This window comes from Neisseria sp. HMSC070H10, assembly GCF_001837635.1.
Lineage (GTDB): Bacteria > Pseudomonadota > Gammaproteobacteria > Burkholderiales > Neisseriaceae > Neisseria > Neisseria subflava_A.
In genome coordinates, this window is sequence record NZ_KV833352.1 from 21,757 (window position 1) to 44,075 (window position 22,319).

The window sequence follows — 22,319 nt, forward strand, 5'->3', positions numbered from 1 at the left end:
TTTTTTCTGATAAGGCTCAGATTATTTTGAAACAGTTTATTTCATAAAGACGGCCTGCACCGAATCATGCAGGCCGTCTGAAAACGTCTTATTTAGAAGCGCGGTATTCTGCGTCTGCTTTTTCGAAACGTTCTTGCAATTCGCGTGAAGGTTTTTTGTCGATCAGGGACACCAAAACAATCACGAGGAAACAAGCGATGAAGCCGGGAACGATTTCATAGACAGTAGCGAAACCTGTTTCTTGTGCGGCTAAAGCAGGTTTTTTGATCCACTCAGCCCAAACTACTACAGTCAGTGCACCTGCAATCATGCCGGAGAGTGCGCCGTAGGCAGTAATGCGTTTCCACAGTACAGACAGGATAACAACCGGACCGAATGCGGCACCAAAACCTGCCCATGCGTAAGCCACCAAGCCCAATACTTTGCTGTTAGGATCAGAAGCAATCAGGATGGAAATCACGGCAATCGCCAAAACCATCAGACGGCCAATCCATACCAACTCGGCTTGTTGTGCTTTTTTACGCAGGAAGCCTTTGTAGAAGTCTTCGGTAATCGCGCTGGAGCAAACCAACAATTGGCAAGACAGAGTGGACATTACAGCGGCGAGAATCGCGCTCAAGATGATACCGGCAATCCAAGGGTTGAAGAGCAGGGTAGCCAAAGCGATGAAGATACGTTCGTGGTTGCCGTTCATTTCTTCAACGTGGGCAGGGTTGGCACCGAAGTAGGCGATACCGAAGTAGCCGACAGCCACAGCACCGGCCATACACAGAATCATCCAAGTCATGCCGATACGGCGTGCAGAAACCAGAGATTTAGCGCTTTCGGCAGCCATGAAACGGGCCAAAATGTGTGGTTGGCCGAAATAGCCCAAGCCCCAAGCGGCGGTAGAGATAATGCCGATGAAAGTAGTACCGGCAAACAGGCTGCCGTATTCTTTACCGGTAGAGGCGGCAACTTGTTGGATGGCCGCATTCATTTGATCTGCACCGCCCAAACCCAAATACACCATTATAGGAGTCAGTACCAATGCAAAAATCATCAAAGAAGCTTGCAGGGTATCGGTCCAGCTTACGGCCAAGAAACCGCCCAAGAAAGTGTAGGCGATGGTTGCGCCGGCACCCAGCCACATGGCTTGAGTGTAAGACAGATCGTGGAACAGGCTTTGGAATAGGGTAGCACCGGCTACGATGCCTGAAGCACAGTAAATAGTGAAGAAGAACAAGATAATCAGTGCAGAAACCACTTTCATCAAGTGACCGCCGGCACCAAAGCGGTGGAAGAAGTAATCAGGAAGCGTCAGCGCGTTGTTGGCGTATTCGGTATGTACGCGCAGACGGCCTGCGACCAAAAGCCAGTTGAGGTATGCACCCACAATCAGACCAATGGCAATCCAAGCTTCATTCAAACCGCTCAGGTAAATGGCACCTGGCAAGCCCATCAAAAGCCAGCCTGACATATCGGAAGCACCGGCAGACATCGCGGTCACGAACGGACCCAAGCTGCGGCCGCCGAGGATGTAGTCATCGAAGTTTCGTGTTGAAAAATAGGCGGCCAGGCCGATCAGTAATACGGCGACCAAATAGATCGCGAAAGTGATATACATGGGATTCATGTACTTATTCCTCATCTAACTTATAAATACGGGTTTTGAAATTGCAAACAATTCGTACCCAAACTTTTTTCTAATAAAAATACAGCTTAAAAATCCTGTTTTTCACGAGAGAGTCAGGATAAATTATTTTCAAATACAATAGGATATGTAACCAATCCATATTAAATTGTAAATAATTAAATTCAGAATACAGTAAATTTTTTGTTTTGCAAAGCACGGAACACGGGCTTTATGAAAAATCGCAGCACTTTTGAGGGGAAGTTATTTGAAAACAAAAGATTGCAAAAATTATCTTAAATTGGAGAAAAGGAAAGACAATGAAACTATCTTTCCTATAAATGAAACGTTACGCAGAGAAAAAGCGTAATTATGCGACAGAAACGAGCTGTTCAGACGGCCTGATAACGGCACTACCCCGTATTTCTGATGAATACGGGGTAGTGAGTCAGTTTGAACTAAATAGAAAAATCATCTTTTAACAAATGTTTATAAGCGAAAAGATAGAAAGCGGCAACAAAAGACGATCCGCCGAGGACGTTACCTAAGAAGACGGGAATCATATTGTAGAAAAATTGGCCCCAGCTGACATTTGCGCCCGCCCAAATACCGGCCGGAATGATGAACATATTGGCAACAAAGTGTTGGAAACCGATTAACACGAAGATCATGACCGGAAACCAAGTTGCCAAAATGCGGCCTGAAGTATGGCGTGAGCCGAAATAGAACCAAATACCCATGCACACCATCCAGTTACATGCGATAGCGGAGACGAATGCACGGCCAAAGTCCATATTAACTTTGGCTTCGGCGATGGCAATGGTTTTAGCCGCAGCCGCTCCCTCTGCCAGGCCGACATAGTGGCCGAGGAAATAGGCCATGGCAACAGCGCCTGCCAGATTGCCCAAGCTGACAATGAGCCAGTTGCGTACCAGTTTGTAGGTGCTGACGCGGCCGGTTAATCTGCCCAAAGCCATAATCATCATATTGCCTGTTGCCAGCTCACCGCCGCCGATTAAGATGCAAATCAGCGCAATCGGGAACACAGACGCACCCAAAAGGGCGGCCAGGCCGTTCCATTCGGCCGGAATGCCACTGATGACGCGCAGGCAGGCAAGATAGCCGAAGCCGACATAGCCGCCGCCTAAAAAACTCAAAATCACCAACATTTTGATGCTGAACTCAGACTTGGCGCAGCTCTTGCCGATGGCTTCCTGTAAAATCTCGTGAGGGTACAAATCTCGTGTATTCATGAGGCTCTCTTAAATTGGAAATATCTTGTTTATCATGAGGATAATAAGTTTGCCTGAGAATGATGCCGGTAGGAAATAACAACTGGTTGTAAGAATAGAAGAGGGGGTTATATATTGAGGTGACTAAGGCTGCGGCTGACTTTTTAAGAAAGATAACTTGCGGCGTTGAGATATTGGCGTTTTAAAAACTTAAAAGGCCGTCTGAAAAAGTTGCTTTCAGACGGCCTTTAGATTTGCTTGGTGCGTTAGAACTACAAGCGCGTTACGCTTAAAACGCCTTTGATGTCGCCCAAGCTGGCTAATACGCGCGGCAGGTCGTTGACTTGGCGGACTTCAAGGGTAAAGCGCATACTGGCTTCCAAATCGCGCGATTGGGTTTGCACTGCGGTAACGTTGAGTTTATGACGCGCCAGCGCATCCGAAACATCGCGCAGCAAACCGGAGCGGTCTTGGGCGCGGATTTCAACATCGACGGCAAACACTTGTCCTTCTTGCAAGGCTGCCCAGCTTGCGTTCAACACTTTTTCCGGAGCCTGCTCGGCAAGGTGGCGGAAAGAAGGGCAGGTATTGCGGTGGACGGAAATACCGCGGTCGCGGGTAACAAAGCCCACAATATCGTCAGGAGGTGCCGGTTTGCAGCATTTGGCAAGTGTGGTCATTAAGCCGTCTTCGCCGTCAATCAAAATGCCGTTTTTGCCGCCTTTTTTGATTTTGGACTGCTTGACGATATTGGTTTCATCAATCGGCACGGGAGGCGGCTCATTCAGCGCACCGCAGGCTTTGTGGATGGCGCGGTTGGAAACTTCGCCCTGACCGATGGCCGTATAGAGTTCATCAGTTTTTTTGAAGCCGAGTTTTTCCGCCAATGCTTGCAGATTGGGTTTGGGGAAGATTTTTGACAACTGCTTGTCCAATTGGGCGCGACCTTCTTCGCGCACGGTATCTGCATTTTGCTGGCGGATATAGGCACGGATTTTGCTGATGGCGCGGTTGGATTTGACCCAGCCTTCGTAGAGCCAGTTGACGGAAGGATTTCCCTCTTTGGCGGTAATGATTTCAACACGTTGTCCGTTTTCCAAAGGCGTGGACAGCGGCACAATTTGTCCTTCGACTTTTGCACCGCGGCAACGGTCGCCCACGCTGCTGTGCAGGGCATAGGCAAAGTCGATGGGGGTAGCGCCCGTAGGCAGGGAGAGTACTTTGCCGTGCGGGGTCAAAACATAAATCGTGTCATTGAACAGCTCAGTTTTAAAGGCGGCGGCAAGGTCTTCTTTGCCGCTTTCAGCCATGTTTTCGCGCCAGTCTAGGAGTTGGCGCAACCAAGCGATTTTCTGTTCATAGGCGGAATCACCCTTGCCACCTTCTTTATAACGCCAGTGGGCGGCAACACCGAATTCGTTGAATTGGTGCATGTCGAAGGTACGTATTTGGACTTCCACGCCTTTGTCTTCCGGGCCGACGATAACGGTGTGCAAACTTTTATAGCCGTTGCCTTTCGGGTTGGCGATATAGTCGTCAAACTCGCCCGGAATCGGCTGCCAGAGGCTGTGGACAATGCCCAACGTGGTGTAACACTCGGGAATGGTGTCCACCAAAATCCGTACGGCGCGGATGTCGAACAAGCCGTCGAAAGTGAGCTTTTTCTTCACCATTTTTTTGTAAATGGAGTAGATATGCTTCGGTCTTCCGGCAACTTCAAAATGAATATTGTATTTTTTCAGTTCCGTACGCAGGATATTGAGGAAGTTTTCGATGTATTCGAGGCGCTCGGTGCGTTTTTCGTCCAAAAGTAGGGCGATTTCACGGTATTTTTCCGGCTCTTGATGGCGGAAGCCCAAATCTTCGAGCTGCCATTTGAGTTGCCACACACCCAAGCGGTTGGCGAGCGGGGCAAAAATGTCGAGGGTTTCTTTGGCAACGGCGCGCTTTTCAGGGTTGTCAGGAACGTTGCTTAAAAATTGCAGGGTGCGCGTACGCATGGCCAGTTTGATCAGGACGACGCGGATGTCGGTAACCATCGCCAACAGCATTTTACGCATGGTTTCGGCTTGTTGGGCGCGCTCTTCCGGCGTGGCAAGGCTGTCTACGCGGGCGAATTGGGTCAGTTTCTGTACTTCGTCCACGCCTTTGACCAGCTCGCAAACGGTACTGTTGCAGCGTTCGGTAACCAATTCGCGCCAAGTGGGAACGTATTTGCCGATGTCGGACAAAATCGTAGCGGCCACGGCATCAGGCAAGAGGTCGAGTTCGCTGACGATTTGCATCGAGCCGAGAAAATGTTCCAGCAATGGCTCGCCGTAAGTTGTTAGGGCATCGGCGGGGTAATGTTCTTTAGCTAAGTCAAAGGCCGTCTGAATCAGGTTTTTATCGGAATCGGGCAGCGCGGCAACATAGCCGTCGAACCAAGCGAGGAGGCCTTCCAGCGTTGCACTCGATGTTTGGGGCGTTTGGCGAATAGTGGTCATGGCGTGCGTTTTTTTCTTTTTGATAAAAACGTTGCCATTGTAACAGTTTATTGCCGACAGCCCTAGATTTGTATGCGAATGCTGCACTATGTTTCAGGAAGCCTTGTTTCAGACGGCCTTGGGTGTTATGGTTAACCGTTTTGAAATTTTAAGGAGCATTTCGATGAAACTGTATATTTACGACCATTGCCCGTTTTGCGTCCGTGCGCGGATGATTTTCGGCTTGCGTGATGTGGCGGTGGAAGAAGTTGTCTTGGCGAACGATGACGAAGCTACGCCTATTGGCATGATTGGCTCAAAACAAGTGCCGATTTTGCAAAAAGAAGACGGTTCGTTTATGGGCGAGAGTTTGGATATTGTCCGTTACATCGATCAAGGCCGTCTGAAAGAAGAGGTTCGTCCAGAAGTGCAGGCTTGGTTGGACAAAGTGGGCGAATACAATAACAAATTGGTACAGCCGCGCATGGTTAAAATCGGCCTGCCCGAATTTGAGACCGATGAAGCGAAAAAATACTTTATCGACAAAAAAGAGAAAAGTATCGGCAATTTCGAGACTAATCTGAATAAAACGGCACAATATCTGGAGCGTCTGCATCAAGATTTGGCTGAGCTGGAAGCGCTGGTATGCGAAGGCGAGGGCTTGGGCGGTGAAATCAGTTTGGAAGATATCCTGACGTTCCCTATTTTGCGCAACCTGACCGTTGTGCGCGGTATTCAATGGCCGCAAAAATTGATGGATTATTTGTTGGCGATGAGTGAGCGTTCCGGCGTGGCTTTGTATTTTGACCGCGCGTTGTGATGAATGTTTGAAACATGAAAAAGGCCGTCTGAAAATGTTCAGACGGCCTTTCGTTTAATAGGCAATCGTATCGGCAACCTGTGACAAACCGTTTTCCAACGATTCGAGCATGGCGGTATAGCCGTCACCTTGTTGTGGCGTGATGGCGTTAAACGGTTTGCTGCGTCCGTCCGGCCATAGTGCATAACCGCTGATGGTGGTCTGCCCCTGATAGCTGCCTTGGAAGGCTTCGATATAGACTTTCAGGGTTTGGCTGCTTTGGCTGCGTGAAGCAGGCACGAAGGTGCGATGCGGATTGAGGCGGTTGAGCTTGTTACTGAGATTTGCTGCCAACGCGCCATCGAGCGGCGCCGCCCACAGGTGGTTTTTCGCCAGATTCACATGATAGGCATCGGTTTGGTAAACGAGACCGCCGTTGGCAAGCGGTTCGGCAAGGTTGACTTTGACTGCGATTTCGTTGCCATGCGCAGCAGGTCGGATGTACTGGCTGTCGGGCAGGACGAAATATTGTGTGCTTTGCGCAGTGCCGCAGGCGGCAAGCGTCAGGGCGGCGGCAATCGGGAAGAGGCGCATCATCGGCTTCCTTTCGGGATAGGGTCTTTGCTGTTGCTGTTGAAAATCAGCGCGTTGGGTTTTTCTTTCAAAGTATTAATCACGGGTTGAACGTCTTTTAAGGTTTTGTCCAAACTTTGCAGCGTATTTTGTACGTCGCCGTAGATAGGCGATTGAGGCGATACGCCTTGCAGGGTTTGACGCAACTCTTTCAGAGTTTGGTTCAACTCGTTCGGAATGTTTTGTGTCTGCGGTTTGCCGACCAGTTTGTCGATAGAGCTTAGGGCGGCATTGGCAGATTTGAGTGTGGACTTGAGTTCGGCAAGCGAACCGTTCAAGCCGGCAACGGTTTTATCCAATGGCAGATTGTTGAACTTATCTAACAAGTCGGCCACTTTTGCCTGCAAATCGTCCAAACCGCCGCCTTGGGTCGCAATAACGGTATCACCTGCATAAACGGTATGTGGCCGCAGCTTAGGCGAGGCAGAAGGCTGATCGTTCAACTCAATCATTTTGCTGCCGGTCAGCAGGTTGTTGCTGGAGATGGTGGCGGTCAGGCCTTTGTTTAAGGCCGTCTGAAATTGTTGTTTCCAATGCTCTTTGCTTTGCTCGTCGGCATTGATTTCCAAACGGGAAGGTTCGATACGGATGCGTACGGGAATCCAACCGTTTTCAAACAAATGCAGGCTGTCGTTGCGGTCGAAATAAGGGACATCGGAAACCACGCCGACATTCAGGCCTTTGTATTCAACAGGCGAACCGGCAGTCAGGCCGCGTACGGATTGTTTGAAAAACGCAGTGTAATACAGCGAGCGGTCGTCAGGCAGGTTGGCGACTTCGCTGCGGCTGTCATAAAGCGTGAAGCTGTCTTCGCTTTTGACGTTTTTGCTGTCGCTTGTTTTAGGAGAGTCAAAGGAAATCGCGCCGGACAGCAGGGCAGGCAGAGGGGCGGAGTTGAGTTTGATACCGCTGCCTGTGGTTTCGATATTAATGCCGCTTTCCAGCCAGAAACGGCTGGCGGAATTAATCAGTTTGTCGTTAGGGCTTTGGATGAAGATAGTGTAATGTACGCTTTGGTCAGACGGGTCGAAATGCGCGCTTTCTACTTGGCCGACCATAAAGTTTTCATACAAAACAGGGCTGCTGACGTTGAGGATGCGGTCGTTTTTGCCGATCAAATTCAGGCGCAGGCCGCTTTGACCGATGGCGGCAATCGGCGGAATGTCTTGGACGACAAATACATCTTTGGTTTCTTGGCTTTTACCCGGTGTAAATGCAATATATGAGCCGGAAAGCAAGGTTCCCAAGCCGGTAACGCCGCTTTGGTCGATACGCGGTTTGACCACCCAAAATTGGGTATCGCTGCGGATAAGGTCTTTGGCGTCGGCGCTGAGCTGGGCAGTAACTTCCACGCCTTTTTGGTCGTCGCGCAATTTGATGCGGGTAACGTGTCCGACATCGACGTTCAACACCTTAATAATGGTGTTGTTGACTTCGATGCCTTCGGCGCTGTCCATCAATAAGGTAACGACAGGGCCGCGGTTGCGGATGTCTTTCACCAAAAGCCAGCTGCCGGCAATCAGCGCAATCAGCGGAATCAGCCACACGATAGACGTGAAGACATTGGTTTTCTTGACACGCGCCGGGGCGTGATAATTGGGTGAAGAATCGTGTTTTTTCATTGTGTTAAGGTCTGGTCAGAATCAAGGCCGTCTGAAAGCTGCTGTTGCTTGTCCCAAATCAGACGGGGATCGAAATAATAGGCCGAAAGCATGGTCAAAATAACGACCAGGCAGAAATAAACCGCCGCACCACCCGGCACAACGCGCGCCATATTGGTGTGGAACGAACTCATCAAAATAATAATCACAAAAATATCAATCATCGACCAGCGACCGATGGATTCGGTAATCCGATACAAAACCGACATTTTGTCCACGCTCATCACGGGTTTGAAGTATGCGGAATAAATCAAAACCGCCATCGCAATAATCTTCAAAACCGGCACCATAATACTGGCACTAAAGATAATCACGGCAATCAATCGGTCGCCGTCGTCCCACATATAAACAATGCCGTTGAAAATCGTGTTGATCTCCAAAGCTGTCGGATTTGACGAAATCATAATCGGCAGGATGTTAGCAGGGAAATACAGGATAAACGCCGCCATTAAAAACGCCAGCGAAATACTCAGGCTTTTCGGGCGGCGGCGGTATAAGTCCGCACCGCAAACGCCGCAAGGTTGCTCATCTTTATTGCGGAAATACAGGCAGCGGCTGCAACAGATTTTGTCTTCAGTGGCCGTCTGAACCGCATGGCCGCCGGTTAAACGGTGAATCTTATAATAAACCCAATGCTGTGGAATCGATACCGAAGTCCGAATCAGCATGACCGACAACGGAAACATCAGATAAAACGCCGAGCCGAATTCCACTGTAGCAACGGACGAAAGCTTGATATACGCCACCAAAGTGGAAATGAAAAACACATCCACCATAATCCAATGACGCAGCCGCACCAATACACGCGTTGCAAAGCGCAGCGCAGGGTAGGCCCTTTCGCGTATCAAGGCCGTATAAACATAAAGGCAGAGCAGTAAAAACAGTAAAGGCGCACCAAAGGTGAGGATAAACATCACTTCCGCCAGAAAACCGTAATCCAGCGAAATTAAAAGCCGCATCATTTGCGGCAACGACAAAATCGATGTCACGCCGAACAAATCCACGCGGATATACACCATATTGTACGCGAACGCCATTAGAATCAAGGTTGTCAGCGCATAGGCAATTGGCGCGATATACGGATTGTTTTCCACCTCCACAATTTCATGGTTGCACACCGGACAATGCGCTTCCTGCCCCTGACGCAGGTGCGGAATATCCATACGGCAGCCGCAATCCGGGCATTCCACCGTATGTGCAGGCAGCGTCGCATCAGGAAGATAAGACTTGTAGCGCCACCAGCGATGGTAGGCAGGAATCCGTTTCATGGTTCGGCAGGGGATAAAGAAGGTGCAAAGAGTGTCGCATTATAAAGGAAAACAGAAGGATAGCCCAAATTTAGGTCGATATTTGATTGAATGGCGGCTGCTTAATAAGGTTTGGGCCGTCTGAAAAGTTTGAAAAGACTTCAGAAGTTTATTGCTATGGACCGTTAAATTTTATTAATAGGTCTTAGTTTGGTTTATTTCCATTAGGATAAAAATAAGATATATTCTCAATATTTAAAAACACGATGATCCTTGTAGATTTGTGTAAGGTACACGGTCAACGAACCTGAAGTAGGCTAAAAATTATCTTCTTTGTTTTTAAAACGATTCTTTTCAAATTAGACGGATTTTTAACCATAAAGGCCGTCTGAAACCATCTGAAACTATTAGTCTCTTAATTCAAAGTAAACATCATGAGTGAAACACAAGAGCTGACTTTCGCCAAACGCTTAAAAGAGCAAACCACAGTTACACACGACAGCGTTGATAACTTGGTTATGTCCGTTCAACCTTTTTCCAGCAAAGAAAACTACATCAAATTCTTGAAACTTCAATCTGTTTTCCATAAGGCCGTCGACCACATCTATAAAGATGCCGAATTGAACAAAGCCATTCCAGAGCTTGAATACATGGCGCGTTACGATGCCGTGACTCAAGACTTGAAAGACTTGGGCGAAGAGCCTTACAAATTTGACAAAGAATTGCCACACGAAACCGGTAATAAAGCCATCGGCTGGCTGTATTGTGCCGAAGGTTCTAATTTGGGCGCGGCATTCTTGTTCAAACACGCTCAAAAACTCGAATACACCGGTGAATTCGGCGCACGCCACCTAGCTCCTCATCCAAACGGCCGAGGCAAACACTGGCGCGCTTTTGTCGAGCATCTGAACGCTTTGAACTTGACTCCCGAAGCCGAGGCGGAAGCCATTCAAGGTGCGTGCGAAGCTTTTGAATTCTATAAAGTGATTCTGCGTGAAACCTTCGGTTTGCCGGAAGGTGCGGAAGCACCTGAAGGTATGACACCGCACAGACTCTAAAAAATAATTAAATCAAACAGACAAGGTCTCGGCGTAGATGTTTGCAGAGACCTTTAATTACACTACAAAGTTTTGTTTGAACGGGTTGCTGTCTTATACCTACTCAGATTTGATTCTCTTTTAAAAATTCCATTCACCACCTAATGACCATTGATGAATATTACGCATTGCATAGGGTGCATTGCTACGGGTGTGACTATAACTATAATTCAAAGTAGGGGTAATGCCTTTATAAGATAATTTGTTGTGACTAAGATTGATAGAGAGAGCGCGCTCCCGATTGCGTTGCGGCTCCGTGCCGAATGCCATAATGCCTTTATAGCGACGGTTGGCAAATGAAGCGGTAAGTCTGCTGTTAAGCCCACCTAAAACCTGCCATTGCTGTATCCAACCTATATTGAAACCGTTGCGGTGGTAGGCTGCATTGTTCTCAATATTGTGTATGTTTTTGTTTTCAGGAACAAAGCGGTTGTATTGCCAACCGCCGAACAGAGTCGTGTTGCCAAAACGGCGAGCCAGGGAAAGATAAGTACTGTCGTGCCAACCATCATTGCGCAGTGCACGATCAGTTTCCCGATAGTTTTGGCGGTAGCGTTCCAGTGAGTAGTAAAGTTGAGTCGCATTGCCGAGATTGACCATATGCGAAAGTTGTACGCCAACTCCGTGAGCCAGCATATAAGGTGCAACGCGGCGGTTATTTTCTTTTTTGCTGTCAAACTCGCTGCTGCCTGCCAACTGTGCCTGATAAAACGGTAAAACGCTGACGGTTTGTTTGCCGTCCTTGCGTTGCCAGCCCAAATAAGCCCTGCCGAACGCATCGTCGTAAGCCGATTGGCGGTCGAAAAAATAGCTTGTGCCGCTGAGGTTGGCGCGGAATTTGATGGCGTGATGCCCATACAATGGGGTAAGTTTTTCGGTGTTCAATTCGTAATTCAAGCCGTTGGCACTGACAGGTAGGGTAACACTGCATGCGTTTTGCCCCTTTGTTTCGATGCAATAACGCGGAGCAGCGTTGTTGGCATTATCGTTATGCACAGGGCTAATTCCGCCAGACCATTTCCATTCTGTCTGCCGTTTGACGGCTTCTTGAAAACGTTTAACATTTTCCAAAACGGGGGTGGGTATATCGCGTTGCGCGGCATGGCGAAAATGCATCGTTGCCTCACCCAAGCGATAGTCCTGAAACTCTGCTGCTGCCAAATCCAACAATATACGGTCGTCTGAAACGTCAGATTCATAAAGGGTACGATAACGTTCGACCGCTTCGGAAGTCCGTCCTTTCAGCTTTGCCAGCAAAGCATCGGTACGCGCAATCAGTTTGGGATTGTGGTTGGGCTGTTTACGGTAAAGGGCGACAAGCGAGGAAACCAGGTCTGCGCTATTGCTGTTAAGTGCTTGAACCAGTGCGTCTTCAAGAATATGCGGGTTTGCCGCTAAAAAATCATCGTTAACCAGAGTTGGCCTGCCTATATTCTCATTCTTTTCAGGCGACCTTTCCTCCTCAGATAGAATATCTAACCATTGTTTCTGTTGTGCTTGTACAGCAGTATTCTGAGAAGAAATATTCTGCCGAACACCCTCTTCGGGAAATTCAGCAAAGGCTGCTGACGGCAATAGGTAGCACAAAGAAGCTGAGACAATTTTTTGTTTTATTTTTAGCATTTAAAGTCATCCGAAATATATGTATATCTGAGGGCAAATCGTTTCTAATAAGGGATTTGCTCTTATCATAAAACTGCCTGAAACATCTCAGGTGATTTTATTTTTGCATAAAAAATACAGATTCGTATTTAGATTTATCATTATAACGGCAAATTTACGAAATAAATATAACTTATTTATTTTTATAGGATTATAAATTACGTAAATATATTTAACAGAGAGGGGATAGCATAAAGATTCACCCTAACTACTGATAGAAAAAATATTGGTATTGCTAAAATAAAATATTTGTTACACAATATTGCATATTATTAGTAATACTTATCATTATTGTATCTGAGAAGCTTGTATTTTAGAGAGATTGGTTATGAAAATTAATGTATTTATAGTGCCTATTGCAACTACCTTTATTTTGACTGCATGTGCAGGTGGAGGTGCATCTGAACCCAAAGTTCCCGTTGCTATTCCGACAGCGCAACCTATTGCCAATGTTAAGCTGAGCGATGAAAGCAATGCAGTAAAGACCATTAATACCCTTTCCGGTAAAGGCGGCAGTCTGCGTGAAGCGGAACTCGAAGTGAAAACATCATGGGGCTACAGCTATACCGATAAACAATATGTCTATCAAACCCCTTCTGGTAACTATTACAATATTAGTTCATATTCTGATCCGATTGTCCCATCATATTCCAGCCCGTCTTATGCCCTTCGTACACGCCATGAAGGACAACCTTTATCTGAAGGTGGCAAACTGTTTGTCTGTTGCAGTAGTTCGGGACAATTCACCTATGCACCGGCAACCAAACAGGACCACCTCAAATTCGGCGCATGGATAAATGCAGACGGCACGGCAGACCTGTTTATCGGCGGCAAACCCGTCGGAACGGCGAAACCGTCTTATTACACTCCGTCAGACAGTACAGTGGCAAAAGGCAAGACTACATACGAAGTTTGGGCTGTCCGCGTCCGCAACGGCAATATCGTTACCTCAACCTACGATCCGGGCAAATCCTCCGGGTCGTCTGAAAAAAACACGCCCAAACTTTCACTGCTGACAGCCAATTTCAACACCAACAAACTCGGCGGCACGATTTTAGGTAATGCTGATTACGGTCCGGACGTTGTGATGAAAGATGTAGGCATCAACGGCGTTGATTTCTCAGGCACTGCCGAATCCGATGGTAAAAACGGCAAAGTCGAAGGGAAATTCTTTGGTCAATTTAACGGCGATAAAACAGAAGTCAGTATAGGCGGTAAAGTTACCTTTGATGCCGATAAATCGTTGGATACCGTGTTCGGCGGCGTGAAGAATGATGACGACCGCAATACGACGGATACAAGTTTGACACCTGTCAGCAAGTAACCGCACATCAAGCATTCCATAATAGATAATCAATATATATTAAGAGGCAAAAAATGTCCTTCCATTTTAAACCTGTACTGCTGGCAGCTATTGTCAGCCAAACTTTCCCTGCCTTAGCGGCCGATCCTATTCCTCAAGCTTATCAGGAGTTGAATGAAGTCAAAGTCATTGGCGGCCGCAAAGTACAAAAACTCGGTGAAGAGAAAATCCGCCGTCAGGTTTTGGATAAACAAATGGTCTCCGATGAAAGCGACTTGGTGCGTTACGATCCGGGCATCAGCGTCGTTGAAGGCGGACGTTCCGGTTCCAACGGCTTTACCATACGCGGTGTCGATAAAGACCGCGTTGCCATCAACGTGGACGGACTGGCACAAGCAGAAAGCAGGTCGTCTGAAGCGTTTCAAGAGTTGTTCGGTGCATACGGCAACTTCAATGCAAACCGCAACACTTCCGAACCCGAAAACTTTTCGGAAGTAACCCTTAACAAAGGCGCGGACTCGCTTAAATCCGGCAGCGGCGCATTGGGCGGTGCCGTCAACTACAAAACCAAATCCGCAAGCGACTATGTTTCCGAAGAAAAACCCTACCACTTAGGCATTAAAGGCGGCTATATCGGACGCAACAGCCAAAAATTCAGCAGCATAACCGCCGCAGGAACCTGGTTGGGTCTGGACGCATTGATGGTCTACACCCGCCGTTTCGGTAAAGAAACCAAAAACAACAGCGACGCTGCCGATACCGTCATCACTGACAACAAACAAAGCTGGAGTCCGAATGCTGGTATGACCAACTACGGCAGCCGCGGTGTAGCGCGCAGCAAACCTGACCCTCAAGACTGGGAAAACAAAAGCACCCTGTTCAAACTGGGTTACAACTTCAACGATAAAAACCGTATCGGCTGGATTTACGAAGATTCACGCACCGACCGCACGACGATTGAATTGTCCAATATGTGGGCGGCAGACTGGAAAGGCGACGCACTGGGCGACACCCGTTCCCGTCAAGATATTTCCTACCGCAAACGCATCGGTTTCGAATACAAAAACCAACTTGACAAAGGACCATGGGACAACCTCAACCTGCGTTACGACCGTCAAACCATCGACATGAGCACTTGGACCTGGGACTTGCCGACGGATTATGGCCGTAACGGTGTCAACAGCGACGTGTACCATATGTTCCGCAACATCCGTCAAAAAAATACCCAATTCGGTGCCGATGCCGAAAAACAAATCGACTTCTCCAAATCGGTATGGGCAATGCAATACGGATTAGGTGGCTCCAAAAACGATAACGGTAATAGCGACCATAGCTATTGGGTACGCCTATATGACCCGAAATACCAAACGTCCAACAACCAAGAATTGACTATGCTGGTCGAAAGCTCGTCCAAAAACCGTTTTGCCTACTGGAACAACACCTTCCAATTCGGCGACAGCAGCCAATACCGCCTCAATGCCGGGCTTCGCTACGACAACAGCAGCAGCAAAGCCAAGGACAACCCCAACTATACCCCTGCCATCCGCGGTCAAATCCCCTATCTTGGCAGCGAGCGTAAACACAGCGGTTTCAGCTACGGTTTAGGATTAGACTGGAAATTCACGCCGCGTCTGAATCTTTTGGCAAAATATAGCACTGGCTTCCGCGCGCCGACTTCAGACGAAACCTGGCTATTGTTCCCGCATCCTGACTTCTACCTTAAAGCAAACCCTAACCTTAAGGCAGAAACCGCCAAAAACTTCGAACTGGGACTTGCCGGCAGTGGCAAAGCCGGAAACTTTAAACTCTCCGGCTTCCAAACCCGCTACCGCAACTTTATCGAACTGACCTACATGGGCGTATCTTCCGATAATCCCAACAGCCCTAATTACGCGCCGATTTCCGACGGTACCGCATTGGTCAGCTCACCCGTTTGGCAAAACCAAAACCGTTCCTCCGCATGGGTGAAAGGTTTGGAATTTAACGGCACATGGAACCTTGACAGCATCGGTTTGCCGCAAGGCACGCACGCAGGTGTTAATGTCAGCTACATCAAAGGCAAAGCCAAACAAACCAACGGACAGGAAATCCCGATTAACGCCCTTTCCCCGTGGTCTGCCGTTTACAATTTGGGCTACGATGCTCCCTCCAAACGCTGGGGTATCAATGCGTACCTGACACACACCGCAGCTAAAAAACCGTCTGACACCGTTCACAGCAGTGATGATTTGAACAACCCATGGCCATTTGCCAAGCACAGCAAAGCCTATACGCTTTTCGACCTGACAGGCTACGTCAACTTGGGCAAATACTTCACCCTGCGCGCCGGTGCGTACAACATCGGCAACAAAAAATACTATACTTGGGAATCGCTGCGCAGCATCCGCGAATTCGGTACAGTCAACCGCGTTGACAACAAAACCCATGCCGGTATAGAACGCTTCACCTCCCCCGGCAGAAGCTACAACTTCACGCTTGAAGCTAAGTTCTAAGGTAATTAGAACAGAAAGGAAGGTTGGTACAGCTACAGCACCACCAACGGGGTTGACCGCGATGGCAAAGGCTTAGACCGCTACCGCGCCCCAGGCCGCAATTACGCTGTATCGCTGGAATGGAAATTCTAAGCAGTTAACGGATAGCTAAAGGCCGTCTGAAAGTTTTGATGACTTTCAGACGGCCTTATATATTGCACTTATATATTGCACTCCGTTAAGGGAGTGTAAATTACAAACAAAACCCCTTGACAAGTTCCGATTAGCCGACTTTTCAAGGGGTCTGAAATGTCAAAATTTGCCTACTACACAATTACACCGCAACCCGAAAAAAATCCCGTTGCCTACATCTTCCGCCTGTTTTCTGAGACCTGCGGAACGCTTGATTGCTTGGAAACAAAAGCTTTTTCTATCCGCAATCCCAACAATCCCCAAATCACTTACGGCGAAGCCGATTTATACGGTCAATTAAGCGTATCCGCACTGATGGCGGAGGTGCAATCATGAACCGTTCCGCTTCGCGCAGCGCGGAACGCGCTCTTCCTTGTCTTAATAGTAACAACTGCATTGAGACCGCAAACAGCGGCGAAATCAAGCAGTTGCCAAGTCAGTATGAAAACCGTAAAGCGGACACGCTGAACGAGTTTTCAACTTCTTACAAAAAATCCACTACCGCCCTAGAAATGAACGTCAAAGCGTTCATCGAAGCCTTTGGCCTGAACAAAGTCGGCTTTCTAACCCTGACTTTTGCCGATGACGTAACCGACCCGAAAGAAGCGCAACGTCGTTTCCATAGCTTAAGAACCAACTTTCTAAAACGCCATTTCCCCGAATACGTCTGCGTATACGAGCGCACGAAGAAAGGCCGTATCCATTTCCACTTAATCGTAAATACTCGTGTCGATATACGGCGCGGCCTGAATTTCCGCGAAATCGCCGCAGGCAGATACAGCTCGGCCAATCCCACATTGCGCCAACTGTGGGCATTGCTCCGCGAAAACGTCCACAAATACGGCTTTGGCCGTACTGAACTGTTGCCGGTCAAAACCAACAGCAAAGGCTTGGCGCGATACGTATCCAAATACATCAGCAAACACATCAACATCCGCCTGCCAGAAGACAAAGGTTATAGGCTCGTGCGTACCAGCATGGATAAAAAATCCGTTTGGAAAGTGGCAAACAGCAATTTTGCTTTTGTGTCCAAAGGTTCGAAAGAGTGGAGACGCAAGCTAAAAAAGTGGGTTGAGCAGGTAGAAAGCTATCTGAACCTCGTGGCCGAATGGAAACACCGCGCAGCCCTGCCCAGAATTACCCAAGACAATTACAACACCGTCTTAGCCTCTGTCCTAAGCCCGAAATGGGCATTTAAAAACCGAGAAACCATCATCAATATGTAGCGAAACCCGTAACCGTTGATTTTGGTTCGGGGGCGGGATGGGCGCGAAACCGCACTTACGAAGTAAGGCGAACGGCGCAAGCCGTGTGTGAGCGCCCCTCCCGTCCCGCCCCCGAACCGTTGAATACCAGTAACCCAGACCTTAAAGAAAGGAAAAAACATGACACAAGAAACAGAACGCCGACAAGGTATGTTTGTTATCGCCTCTTTTGATCGAATGTTCACACGTGAACGCAAAAACCAAGACGGCACATTCAGCAAGACTCACTATGTCGGTCTGATTATCCGTTCAGACACGGAAACCCGCCTTTGCGAAGTTCGCACAAAACACCCTGAAAAGTATGAAGGCTACAAGCCACAGCAAATCGTCTCCATGCAAGTGTTTCCTCGTGCATTTAAAGACAACATCTACTATTCTGACGAATCATAAACCAGTTTCAGGGGTTCGGCGGTGTCCCCTGACTTGACCCCGAAACACCGCCATAACCATTTTTTTAACTCCATAAAGGAAAACATCATGAGTATCAAAACCAAATTTCAACAAGCAGCCGCATTTGTAACCGTTGCAGCATTGCCAGTATTGGCATTTGCCGATGATAACGGCCTGGTTGATGCCGCTAAAACCGAATTGGGCGCGTTGAAAACAGGCATTATTTCCGTCGGTGCTGTAGCGATTGCCCTCGCCGTTGCCGCCGTTTCAATCAGTGTTATCAAATCCGCTGTGAAACGTTCCGCATAAGGTGCAACATGGGTTATCAGGTCGGTCGAATCTGTCATGAAACGGCAGAGCAGGCAACAAACGAAGTGATGACCCAAGTCGTACCGACCGTAGACAAAGACGGGGTGCTGCATCACCTCGTTTTTAACGGGCAGACTTGGACTTATAACGAACAGACCGTAAAACTTCAGTTTCCGCAGTGCGACAGCATGAAATATTACCGTCTCGGCGAACAAATCGGCACACAGATGATGTTTGCAATGATTTCACTTTTTGCAGTTGTCGTTATTGTGAAACTGGTTTTATGGCAGAGAGAAAGAAATGAAGAATGACACCCGAATCAGCATTTTTATTGGGTATTGTAAAGCCCATAACATTAGCCGTCTTTCTGTATGTCTTGGCTCGCTCTTGGTCGTAGGGCAGGCATGGGCAGAAGTAGGATTGCCCCCGCCGGCACAACATCAAAACGCAGGTTTCCCAAGTGACCAAGCCCTGCAACGTCGTGGCTACGATCCAAAAACAGGCATTTGGAAAGTTGATGTACAGAACAACGGCAAACCGACAGTAACTAAAAATGGCGGAAATATTAATGGTAGCCAAGGCAAAACTGTAACGGTTACAGGCCGATATGGCGAAACTGGCACGATGAACACAAATGTTAATCAACGGGTGAACGTTGGTAAAGTTGAAACTGTATTGGGTGGGACATTGGCCGGTGCTACTGCTATGGGTGGGGCTATTGGTTCTGATTATGCAGCTTGGACATATAGAGACATAAAAAATGGCGATTGGGCTATGGCTGCGCGTAATGGTGTCGGTGCAATTCTGACAGGTTTATCTAAACTAGATATTACTGGACTCGGGTCAGGTATTAATTCTTTTTTAGACAAAACAGGATTAAGAGATGGGGCATCACAAGAACAAATATCTAATGCGATTCAGAAAGCAGCACAAGCCCAACGCGAAGCAGAAGCACAAGGCAACTATCAAAAAGCAGTAGCAAACGCAGCAGCTAAAAAAGCAGCCGAAGCAGCACAAAAAGCGCAACAAAAAGACCAACAGAAGAAAGAAGAACAGAAGAAAGACGAAGAAGCAAAAAAGAATGGAATGATTAAATATCAACTGATAGTAAAGATAGATAGTAGTTATCAAAATTATGTTTTTTATTCTAAATCTGAAATCAATATCAATGGTTCTGAAGGTAATACTTTGAACAATTCTCCTGCATATTTAGGTCGTTTTGTATCTCATGTTGATATAGACATTCCAAATGCAACACCTTCAAGAATTTCTGTTAGTACTCCATCGGATAAATATGTCATTGTTTATTACAATTCATATAAAGAAGGTACAGTTCCAGAAGCAGAAAAAAAGAAACTCGCACAAAATCAAAGCGAAGTAAAAGCCGAAGATTTTATGCTGACACAAAAAGAAATGTTAGACATCCTCAAACGCATGCTTGAGAACAATCAGACAAACCATGCAGAATTGATGAACCAACTGGCAAAAATGGGCGTTATGAATCAATCTGCCGATCAAAGCACATTCAGCCCTGATACTGCGCTTAGTGCGCCGTACACACCCGAAGGCAGTAGCACCCCACAACAAACAAGATTCAAAATGAATCAAGATGGCACTGTGGGCGTTGATTATGTGCCACGTCCAGATTTAAAGCCAAACAGTCCAGAAGCACCAAATAAGCCCGAAAAGACAACACCGAGCAGACAGGAGAGTCCAGACACGCCAAACGCACCAAATAGTCCGAATTCGCCAAACACACCGAATGAGTCGAACAGTCAAAATAAACAGAATCAAAATGACAAAGAAAAAGATTTTTGTCAGAAAAACCCGAATGCTGCGCAATGTATGCCGAGTGGTGAAGACATCCAACTACCTGAACAGACCATAGACCTGAATTTCAAGCCTTTGGACGTATTCCAGTCTGACGGGAAGTGTCCCGCTCCCCGCTCCGTAGACTTCGGTGCATTGGGACAGGTAGAGTTCAGCTATGACCCGTTGTGCGACTTGGCACGCAAACTGCGCCCCATCTTCATCGCTATATGCGTGCTGACCTGCGCCTATTTTGTATATGAATCCGTAAAGGAATTGTGAAATGAACTGGGCTTCATTGATAACAGGCGTTCTTATGTCTGTAGCAGGGCGCATACTGACCGCCGTAGGTTTAAGTTTTATTTCAGTAACAGGACTGAATGCTTTGCAGGATTATTTCATTAACGAAATAAGCCGTAGTATCGGCGGTTTCCCCGACGAAGCCTTGCAAATACTGTATATAGCGGGATTCGGTGTCATTCTGAATTGGATATTTGGTGCGTTCAGCTTCGTAATATCCATAAAAGGCTTTAAAAAACTGTCTACCATCATTCAGTCGAAATAGGAAGAAAACATGTTATATCTGTTAACAGGCGTACCGGGTTCGGGCAAAACCCTGAAAGTCGTTTCCATGCTTGCCAAGCAAAAAGACTTTATGAATCGTCCGCTTTATGTAGACGGCATTCTTGACCTGAAAATACCACATGAAGAAATACCAGAAGGAGAAAGCATTCAGACATGGCCGAAGTGGGCACCGCCGGGCGCGATTATCGTTGTTGACGAATGCCAACGCATATTCCGCCCACGTCCTAGCGGTTCGAAAGTACCTGACTACGTCGCCGAACTTGAAACACATAGACACCGTGGTCTTGATTTCCTCTTGATAACTCAACATCCCCGTCTGATAGACGTCCATTTGCGCGGACTGATAGAACACCACACCCATTTCGGCAAGACTAATTTAGGACTGCGCCGTAAGCTCGAATGGACGACAGGCGGCGCAAAAGACCCTGAAAGCAGGGCAAACATCAGGGAAGCCCTAATCAGCGTGTATAGGCTTGATAAAAGCGTGTATGGGCTGTACAAGTCCGCTGAAGAACACACCAAAATCAGAACCAAGCGTAGCAAGGTTCTGTACCTGATACCCATCGCAATAGCCATGCTTGGTGGAGGTTTGTATTATTTCGCTTCCTTTTGGAAAAATATGGAAAAACCAATAGAAACAGCGGGACAAACGGCACAGGCACACGTTGCCGCGCAAGCGGCAAGCCCCGAAGCGCAGGCGGCAGCCGCTCCCGCGGCGGACGACGGCGCAGCGGGGCAGTACGCAGCCGCAAAGGTGCAAACGCCGTCAGAACCGCCAAAGCCCCATCTGACAGAAGAAGACTATCAGCCTCGTATCGCCGAACGCCCCGAAACCGCACCGATATACGACGGCATGAACAAAGCCGTAAAAGTCATGCCTTGGCCTGCCGCCTGTATCAAAGCAGAGAACCGCTGCACCTGCTACACCGACCAAGGCACGAAGATTAAAGACATCGGCAAACAAACCTGCCTGAACTACGTCAAAGACGGTTTACCATTTAATCCCTACAAAACGAAGACGGCAGAAGCTGTAAAACCGACTGAGACCGCATACACTCCCGACGCCCCGCAGGTCTTGACAATGGGCGGGGCAACCCCGCAAAATCTGATGTATGACGGATACAATGATAAAGCCCTGACGAATGTGGGTGGAAAGGTAAATTGATGAATGCGGGATTGGCGTTTTTTTTAGGGATATGGGCGGCAACGACCTATGAGCGTAAAGGCTGGCGAGGATTTTTTAAATATTTCGTTCTGCCGATGTGCATAATGTCGTTAATAGGAGCAGCAGTAATTATTTATTATGGATATAACGTAGCCAAATAGAACACCCTAACACAAGTCAGGGGGAGGACGTCCAGAAAGATTTGTAAAGGCGTGCTTTTTGCCTTTATAAATCTTTTTGGATACCCCTTGACGCTAACCCACCCAAAGACGCTGCCCGCAAGGGGTGGGGTGTGTTTTTTACCCCACCCTCTGCCACGTGGCGAACGCCCCCGGAGGGTCACCGAAGGCAAAACGCAGAGTTCCAAGCCCTGAGCGGGAAAACCGCCCTTTCAGGGGTTCGGATTCATGACCCGAACCGCA

Annotated in this window: 19 protein-coding genes; 12 read left to right on the plus strand and 7 right to left on the minus strand. The window is 47.8% G+C overall.

Translation table 11 applies throughout. The annotated features are described in order from the left end of the window. Nucleotides 1-88: 88 nt before the first annotated feature. From putP to HMPREF2606_RS00970, 3 genes are all read right to left on the minus strand, one after another. Complete coding sequence (gene putP, locus HMPREF2606_RS00960; protein ID WP_070583822.1) at nt 89-1,615, minus strand: sodium/proline symporter PutP; 1,527 nt, start codon at nt 1,613-1,615, stop codon at nt 89-91. A 455-nt stretch (nt 1,616-2,070) separates the two neighbouring features. Beyond that, entirely contained in the window at nt 2,071-2,865 is a 795-nt protein-coding gene (locus tag HMPREF2606_RS00965) for a formate/nitrite transporter family protein (protein WP_070583823.1), read from the minus strand. A gap of 251 nt (nt 2,866-3,116) precedes the next feature. After that, complete coding sequence (locus HMPREF2606_RS00970; protein ID WP_070711811.1) at nt 3,117-5,330, minus strand: RelA/SpoT family protein; 2,214 nt, start codon at nt 5,328-5,330, stop codon at nt 3,117-3,119. Between the two features lie 88 nt (nt 5,331-5,418). On the opposite strand from HMPREF2606_RS00970, the gene HMPREF2606_RS00975 reads away from it, so the two are divergent. Continuing rightward, a complete protein-coding gene (locus HMPREF2606_RS00975; protein WP_070711808.1) occupies nt 5,419-6,129 on the plus strand; it encodes a GrxB family glutaredoxin in 711 nt (236 codons plus the stop codon). 54 nt (nt 6,130-6,183) lie between these two features. On the opposite strand, the gene HMPREF2606_RS00980 is transcribed toward HMPREF2606_RS00975, so the two are convergent. The 3 genes from HMPREF2606_RS00980 to HMPREF2606_RS00990 are packed head-to-tail and all read right to left on the minus strand — an operon-like array spanning nt 6,184 to nt 9,670. Next, nucleotides 6,184-6,702: a PqiC family protein gene (locus tag HMPREF2606_RS00980; RefSeq protein WP_070711805.1), complete on the minus strand. Its 519-nt coding sequence runs from the start codon at nt 6,700-6,702 to the stop codon at nt 6,184-6,186. After that, complete coding sequence (pqiB, locus tag HMPREF2606_RS00985) at nt 6,702-8,363, minus strand: intermembrane transport protein PqiB (protein ID WP_070711801.1); 1,662 nt, start codon at nt 8,361-8,363, stop codon at nt 6,702-6,704. The genes HMPREF2606_RS00980 and pqiB overlap by 1 nt, the downstream gene beginning before the upstream one ends. Then, nucleotides 8,360-9,670 carry a paraquat-inducible protein A gene (locus tag HMPREF2606_RS00990; RefSeq protein WP_083315922.1) on the minus strand — a complete coding sequence of 437 codons (1,311 nt, stop codon included), beginning with the start codon at nt 9,668-9,670 and terminating at the stop codon, nt 8,360-8,362. Before HMPREF2606_RS00990 ends, pqiB begins: the two co-directional genes overlap by 4 nt. A gap of 413 nt (nt 9,671-10,083) precedes the next feature. Here HMPREF2606_RS00990 and HMPREF2606_RS00995 point away from each other — a divergent pair, with 413 nt between their 5' ends. Continuing rightward, on the plus strand, nt 10,084-10,707 hold the full coding sequence (locus tag HMPREF2606_RS00995) for a biliverdin-producing heme oxygenase (RefSeq protein ID WP_070711798.1): 624 nt from the start codon (nt 10,084-10,086) through the stop codon (nt 10,705-10,707). A 120-nt stretch (nt 10,708-10,827) separates the two neighbouring features. Here the strand turns inward: HMPREF2606_RS00995 and HMPREF2606_RS01000 are convergent, their stop codons facing one another. Then, nucleotides 10,828-12,369 (minus strand): surface lipoprotein assembly modifier, encoded by a 1,542-nt coding sequence (locus tag HMPREF2606_RS01000; RefSeq protein WP_070843156.1) that lies wholly within the window; start codon nt 12,367-12,369, stop codon nt 10,828-10,830. Between the two features lie 367 nt (nt 12,370-12,736). Here HMPREF2606_RS01000 and HMPREF2606_RS01005 point away from each other — a divergent pair, with 367 nt between their 5' ends. The 10 genes from HMPREF2606_RS01005 (at nt 12,737) to HMPREF2606_RS01050 (ending at nt 21,897) form a co-directional block, all read left to right on the plus strand. Beyond that, on the plus strand, nt 12,737-13,732 hold the full coding sequence (locus HMPREF2606_RS01005) for a Slam-dependent surface lipoprotein (protein WP_070711791.1): 996 nt from the start codon (nt 12,737-12,739) through the stop codon (nt 13,730-13,732). A gap of 53 nt (nt 13,733-13,785) precedes the next feature. Continuing rightward, the gene (locus HMPREF2606_RS01010; RefSeq protein ID WP_070711788.1) at nt 13,786-16,203 is read left to right on the plus strand and encodes a TonB-dependent hemoglobin/transferrin/lactoferrin family receptor; all 2,418 of its coding nucleotides are present in this window, start codon (nt 13,786-13,788) and stop codon (nt 16,201-16,203) included. Between the two features lie 288 nt (nt 16,204-16,491). Beyond that, complete coding sequence (locus HMPREF2606_RS01015) at nt 16,492-16,710, plus strand: hypothetical protein (RefSeq protein ID WP_070583831.1); 219 nt, start codon at nt 16,492-16,494, stop codon at nt 16,708-16,710. Next, nucleotides 16,707-17,600, plus strand: a complete 894-nt coding sequence (locus tag HMPREF2606_RS01020) for a rolling circle replication-associated protein (protein ID WP_070711785.1) — start codon at nt 16,707-16,709, stop codon at nt 17,598-17,600. The genes HMPREF2606_RS01015 and HMPREF2606_RS01020 overlap by 4 nt, the downstream gene beginning before the upstream one ends. 159 nt (nt 17,601-17,759) lie before the next feature. Next, nucleotides 17,760-18,029 (plus strand): hypothetical protein, encoded by a 270-nt coding sequence (locus HMPREF2606_RS01025; protein ID WP_070583833.1) that lies wholly within the window; start codon nt 17,760-17,762, stop codon nt 18,027-18,029. An 87-nt stretch (nt 18,030-18,116) separates the two neighbouring features. Further along, a complete protein-coding gene (locus HMPREF2606_RS01030; protein WP_070583834.1) occupies nt 18,117-18,338 on the plus strand; it encodes a hypothetical protein in 222 nt (73 codons plus the stop codon). Between the two features lie 8 nt (nt 18,339-18,346). Beyond that, nucleotides 18,347-18,649 carry a hypothetical protein gene (locus tag HMPREF2606_RS01035; protein WP_070583835.1) on the plus strand — a complete coding sequence of 101 codons (303 nt, stop codon included), beginning with the start codon at nt 18,347-18,349 and terminating at the stop codon, nt 18,647-18,649. Further along, entirely contained in the window at nt 18,639-20,429 is a 1,791-nt protein-coding gene (locus tag HMPREF2606_RS01040) for a virulence factor TspB C-terminal domain-related protein (protein ID WP_070583836.1), read from the plus strand. Before HMPREF2606_RS01035 ends, HMPREF2606_RS01040 begins: the two co-directional genes overlap by 11 nt. A 1-nt stretch (nt 20,430) precedes the next feature. Then, on the plus strand, nt 20,431-20,712 hold the full coding sequence (locus HMPREF2606_RS01045; protein ID WP_070583837.1) for a DUF2523 family protein: 282 nt from the start codon (nt 20,431-20,433) through the stop codon (nt 20,710-20,712). Nucleotides 20,713-20,721: 9 nt separating this feature from the next. After that, nucleotides 20,722-21,897, plus strand: a complete 1,176-nt coding sequence (locus HMPREF2606_RS01050; RefSeq protein ID WP_070583838.1) for a zonular occludens toxin domain-containing protein — start codon at nt 20,722-20,724, stop codon at nt 21,895-21,897. Nucleotides 21,898-22,319: the final 422 nt, after the last annotated feature.

Coding starts and splice junctions, on each gene's coding strand:
- HMPREF2606_RS00990 (WP_083315922.1), bottom strand. CDS start 9,670: ATGAAACGGATTCCTGCCTACCATCGCTGGTGGCGCTACAAGTCTTAT.
- HMPREF2606_RS01020 (WP_070711785.1), top strand. CDS start 16,707: ATGAACCGTTCCGCTTCGCGCAGCGCGGAACGCGCTCTTCCTTGTCTT.
- HMPREF2606_RS01000 (WP_070843156.1), bottom strand. CDS start 12,369: ATGCTAAAAATAAAACAAAAAATTGTCTCAGCTTCTTTGTGCTACCTA.
- HMPREF2606_RS01040 (WP_070583836.1), top strand. CDS start 18,639: ATGAAGAATGACACCCGAATCAGCATTTTTATTGGGTATTGTAAAGCC.
- HMPREF2606_RS01015 (WP_070583831.1), top strand. CDS start 16,492: ATGTCAAAATTTGCCTACTACACAATTACACCGCAACCCGAAAAAAAT.
- HMPREF2606_RS00970 (WP_070711811.1), bottom strand. CDS start 5,330: ATGACCACTATTCGCCAAACGCCCCAAACATCGAGTGCAACGCTGGAA.
- HMPREF2606_RS01025 (WP_070583833.1), top strand. CDS start 17,760: ATGACACAAGAAACAGAACGCCGACAAGGTATGTTTGTTATCGCCTCT.
- putP (WP_070583822.1), bottom strand. CDS start 1,615: ATGAATCCCATGTATATCACTTTCGCGATCTATTTGGTCGCCGTATTA.
- HMPREF2606_RS00965 (WP_070583823.1), bottom strand. CDS start 2,865: ATGAATACACGAGATTTGTACCCTCACGAGATTTTACAGGAAGCCATC.
- HMPREF2606_RS01045 (WP_070583837.1), top strand. CDS start 20,431: ATGAACTGGGCTTCATTGATAACAGGCGTTCTTATGTCTGTAGCAGGG.
- pqiB (WP_070711801.1), bottom strand. CDS start 8,363: ATGAAAAAACACGATTCTTCACCCAATTATCACGCCCCGGCGCGTGTC.
- HMPREF2606_RS00975 (WP_070711808.1), top strand. CDS start 5,419: ATGTTTCAGGAAGCCTTGTTTCAGACGGCCTTGGGTGTTATGGTTAAC.
- HMPREF2606_RS01010 (WP_070711788.1), top strand. CDS start 13,786: ATGTCCTTCCATTTTAAACCTGTACTGCTGGCAGCTATTGTCAGCCAA.
- HMPREF2606_RS00995 (WP_070711798.1), top strand. CDS start 10,084: ATGAGTGAAACACAAGAGCTGACTTTCGCCAAACGCTTAAAAGAGCAA.
- HMPREF2606_RS01005 (WP_070711791.1), top strand. CDS start 12,737: ATGAAAATTAATGTATTTATAGTGCCTATTGCAACTACCTTTATTTTG.
- HMPREF2606_RS01050 (WP_070583838.1), top strand. CDS start 20,722: ATGTTATATCTGTTAACAGGCGTACCGGGTTCGGGCAAAACCCTGAAA.
- HMPREF2606_RS00980 (WP_070711805.1), bottom strand. CDS start 6,702: ATGCGCCTCTTCCCGATTGCCGCCGCCCTGACGCTTGCCGCCTGCGGC.
- HMPREF2606_RS01035 (WP_070583835.1), top strand. CDS start 18,347: ATGGGTTATCAGGTCGGTCGAATCTGTCATGAAACGGCAGAGCAGGCA.
- HMPREF2606_RS01030 (WP_070583834.1), top strand. CDS start 18,117: ATGAGTATCAAAACCAAATTTCAACAAGCAGCCGCATTTGTAACCGTT.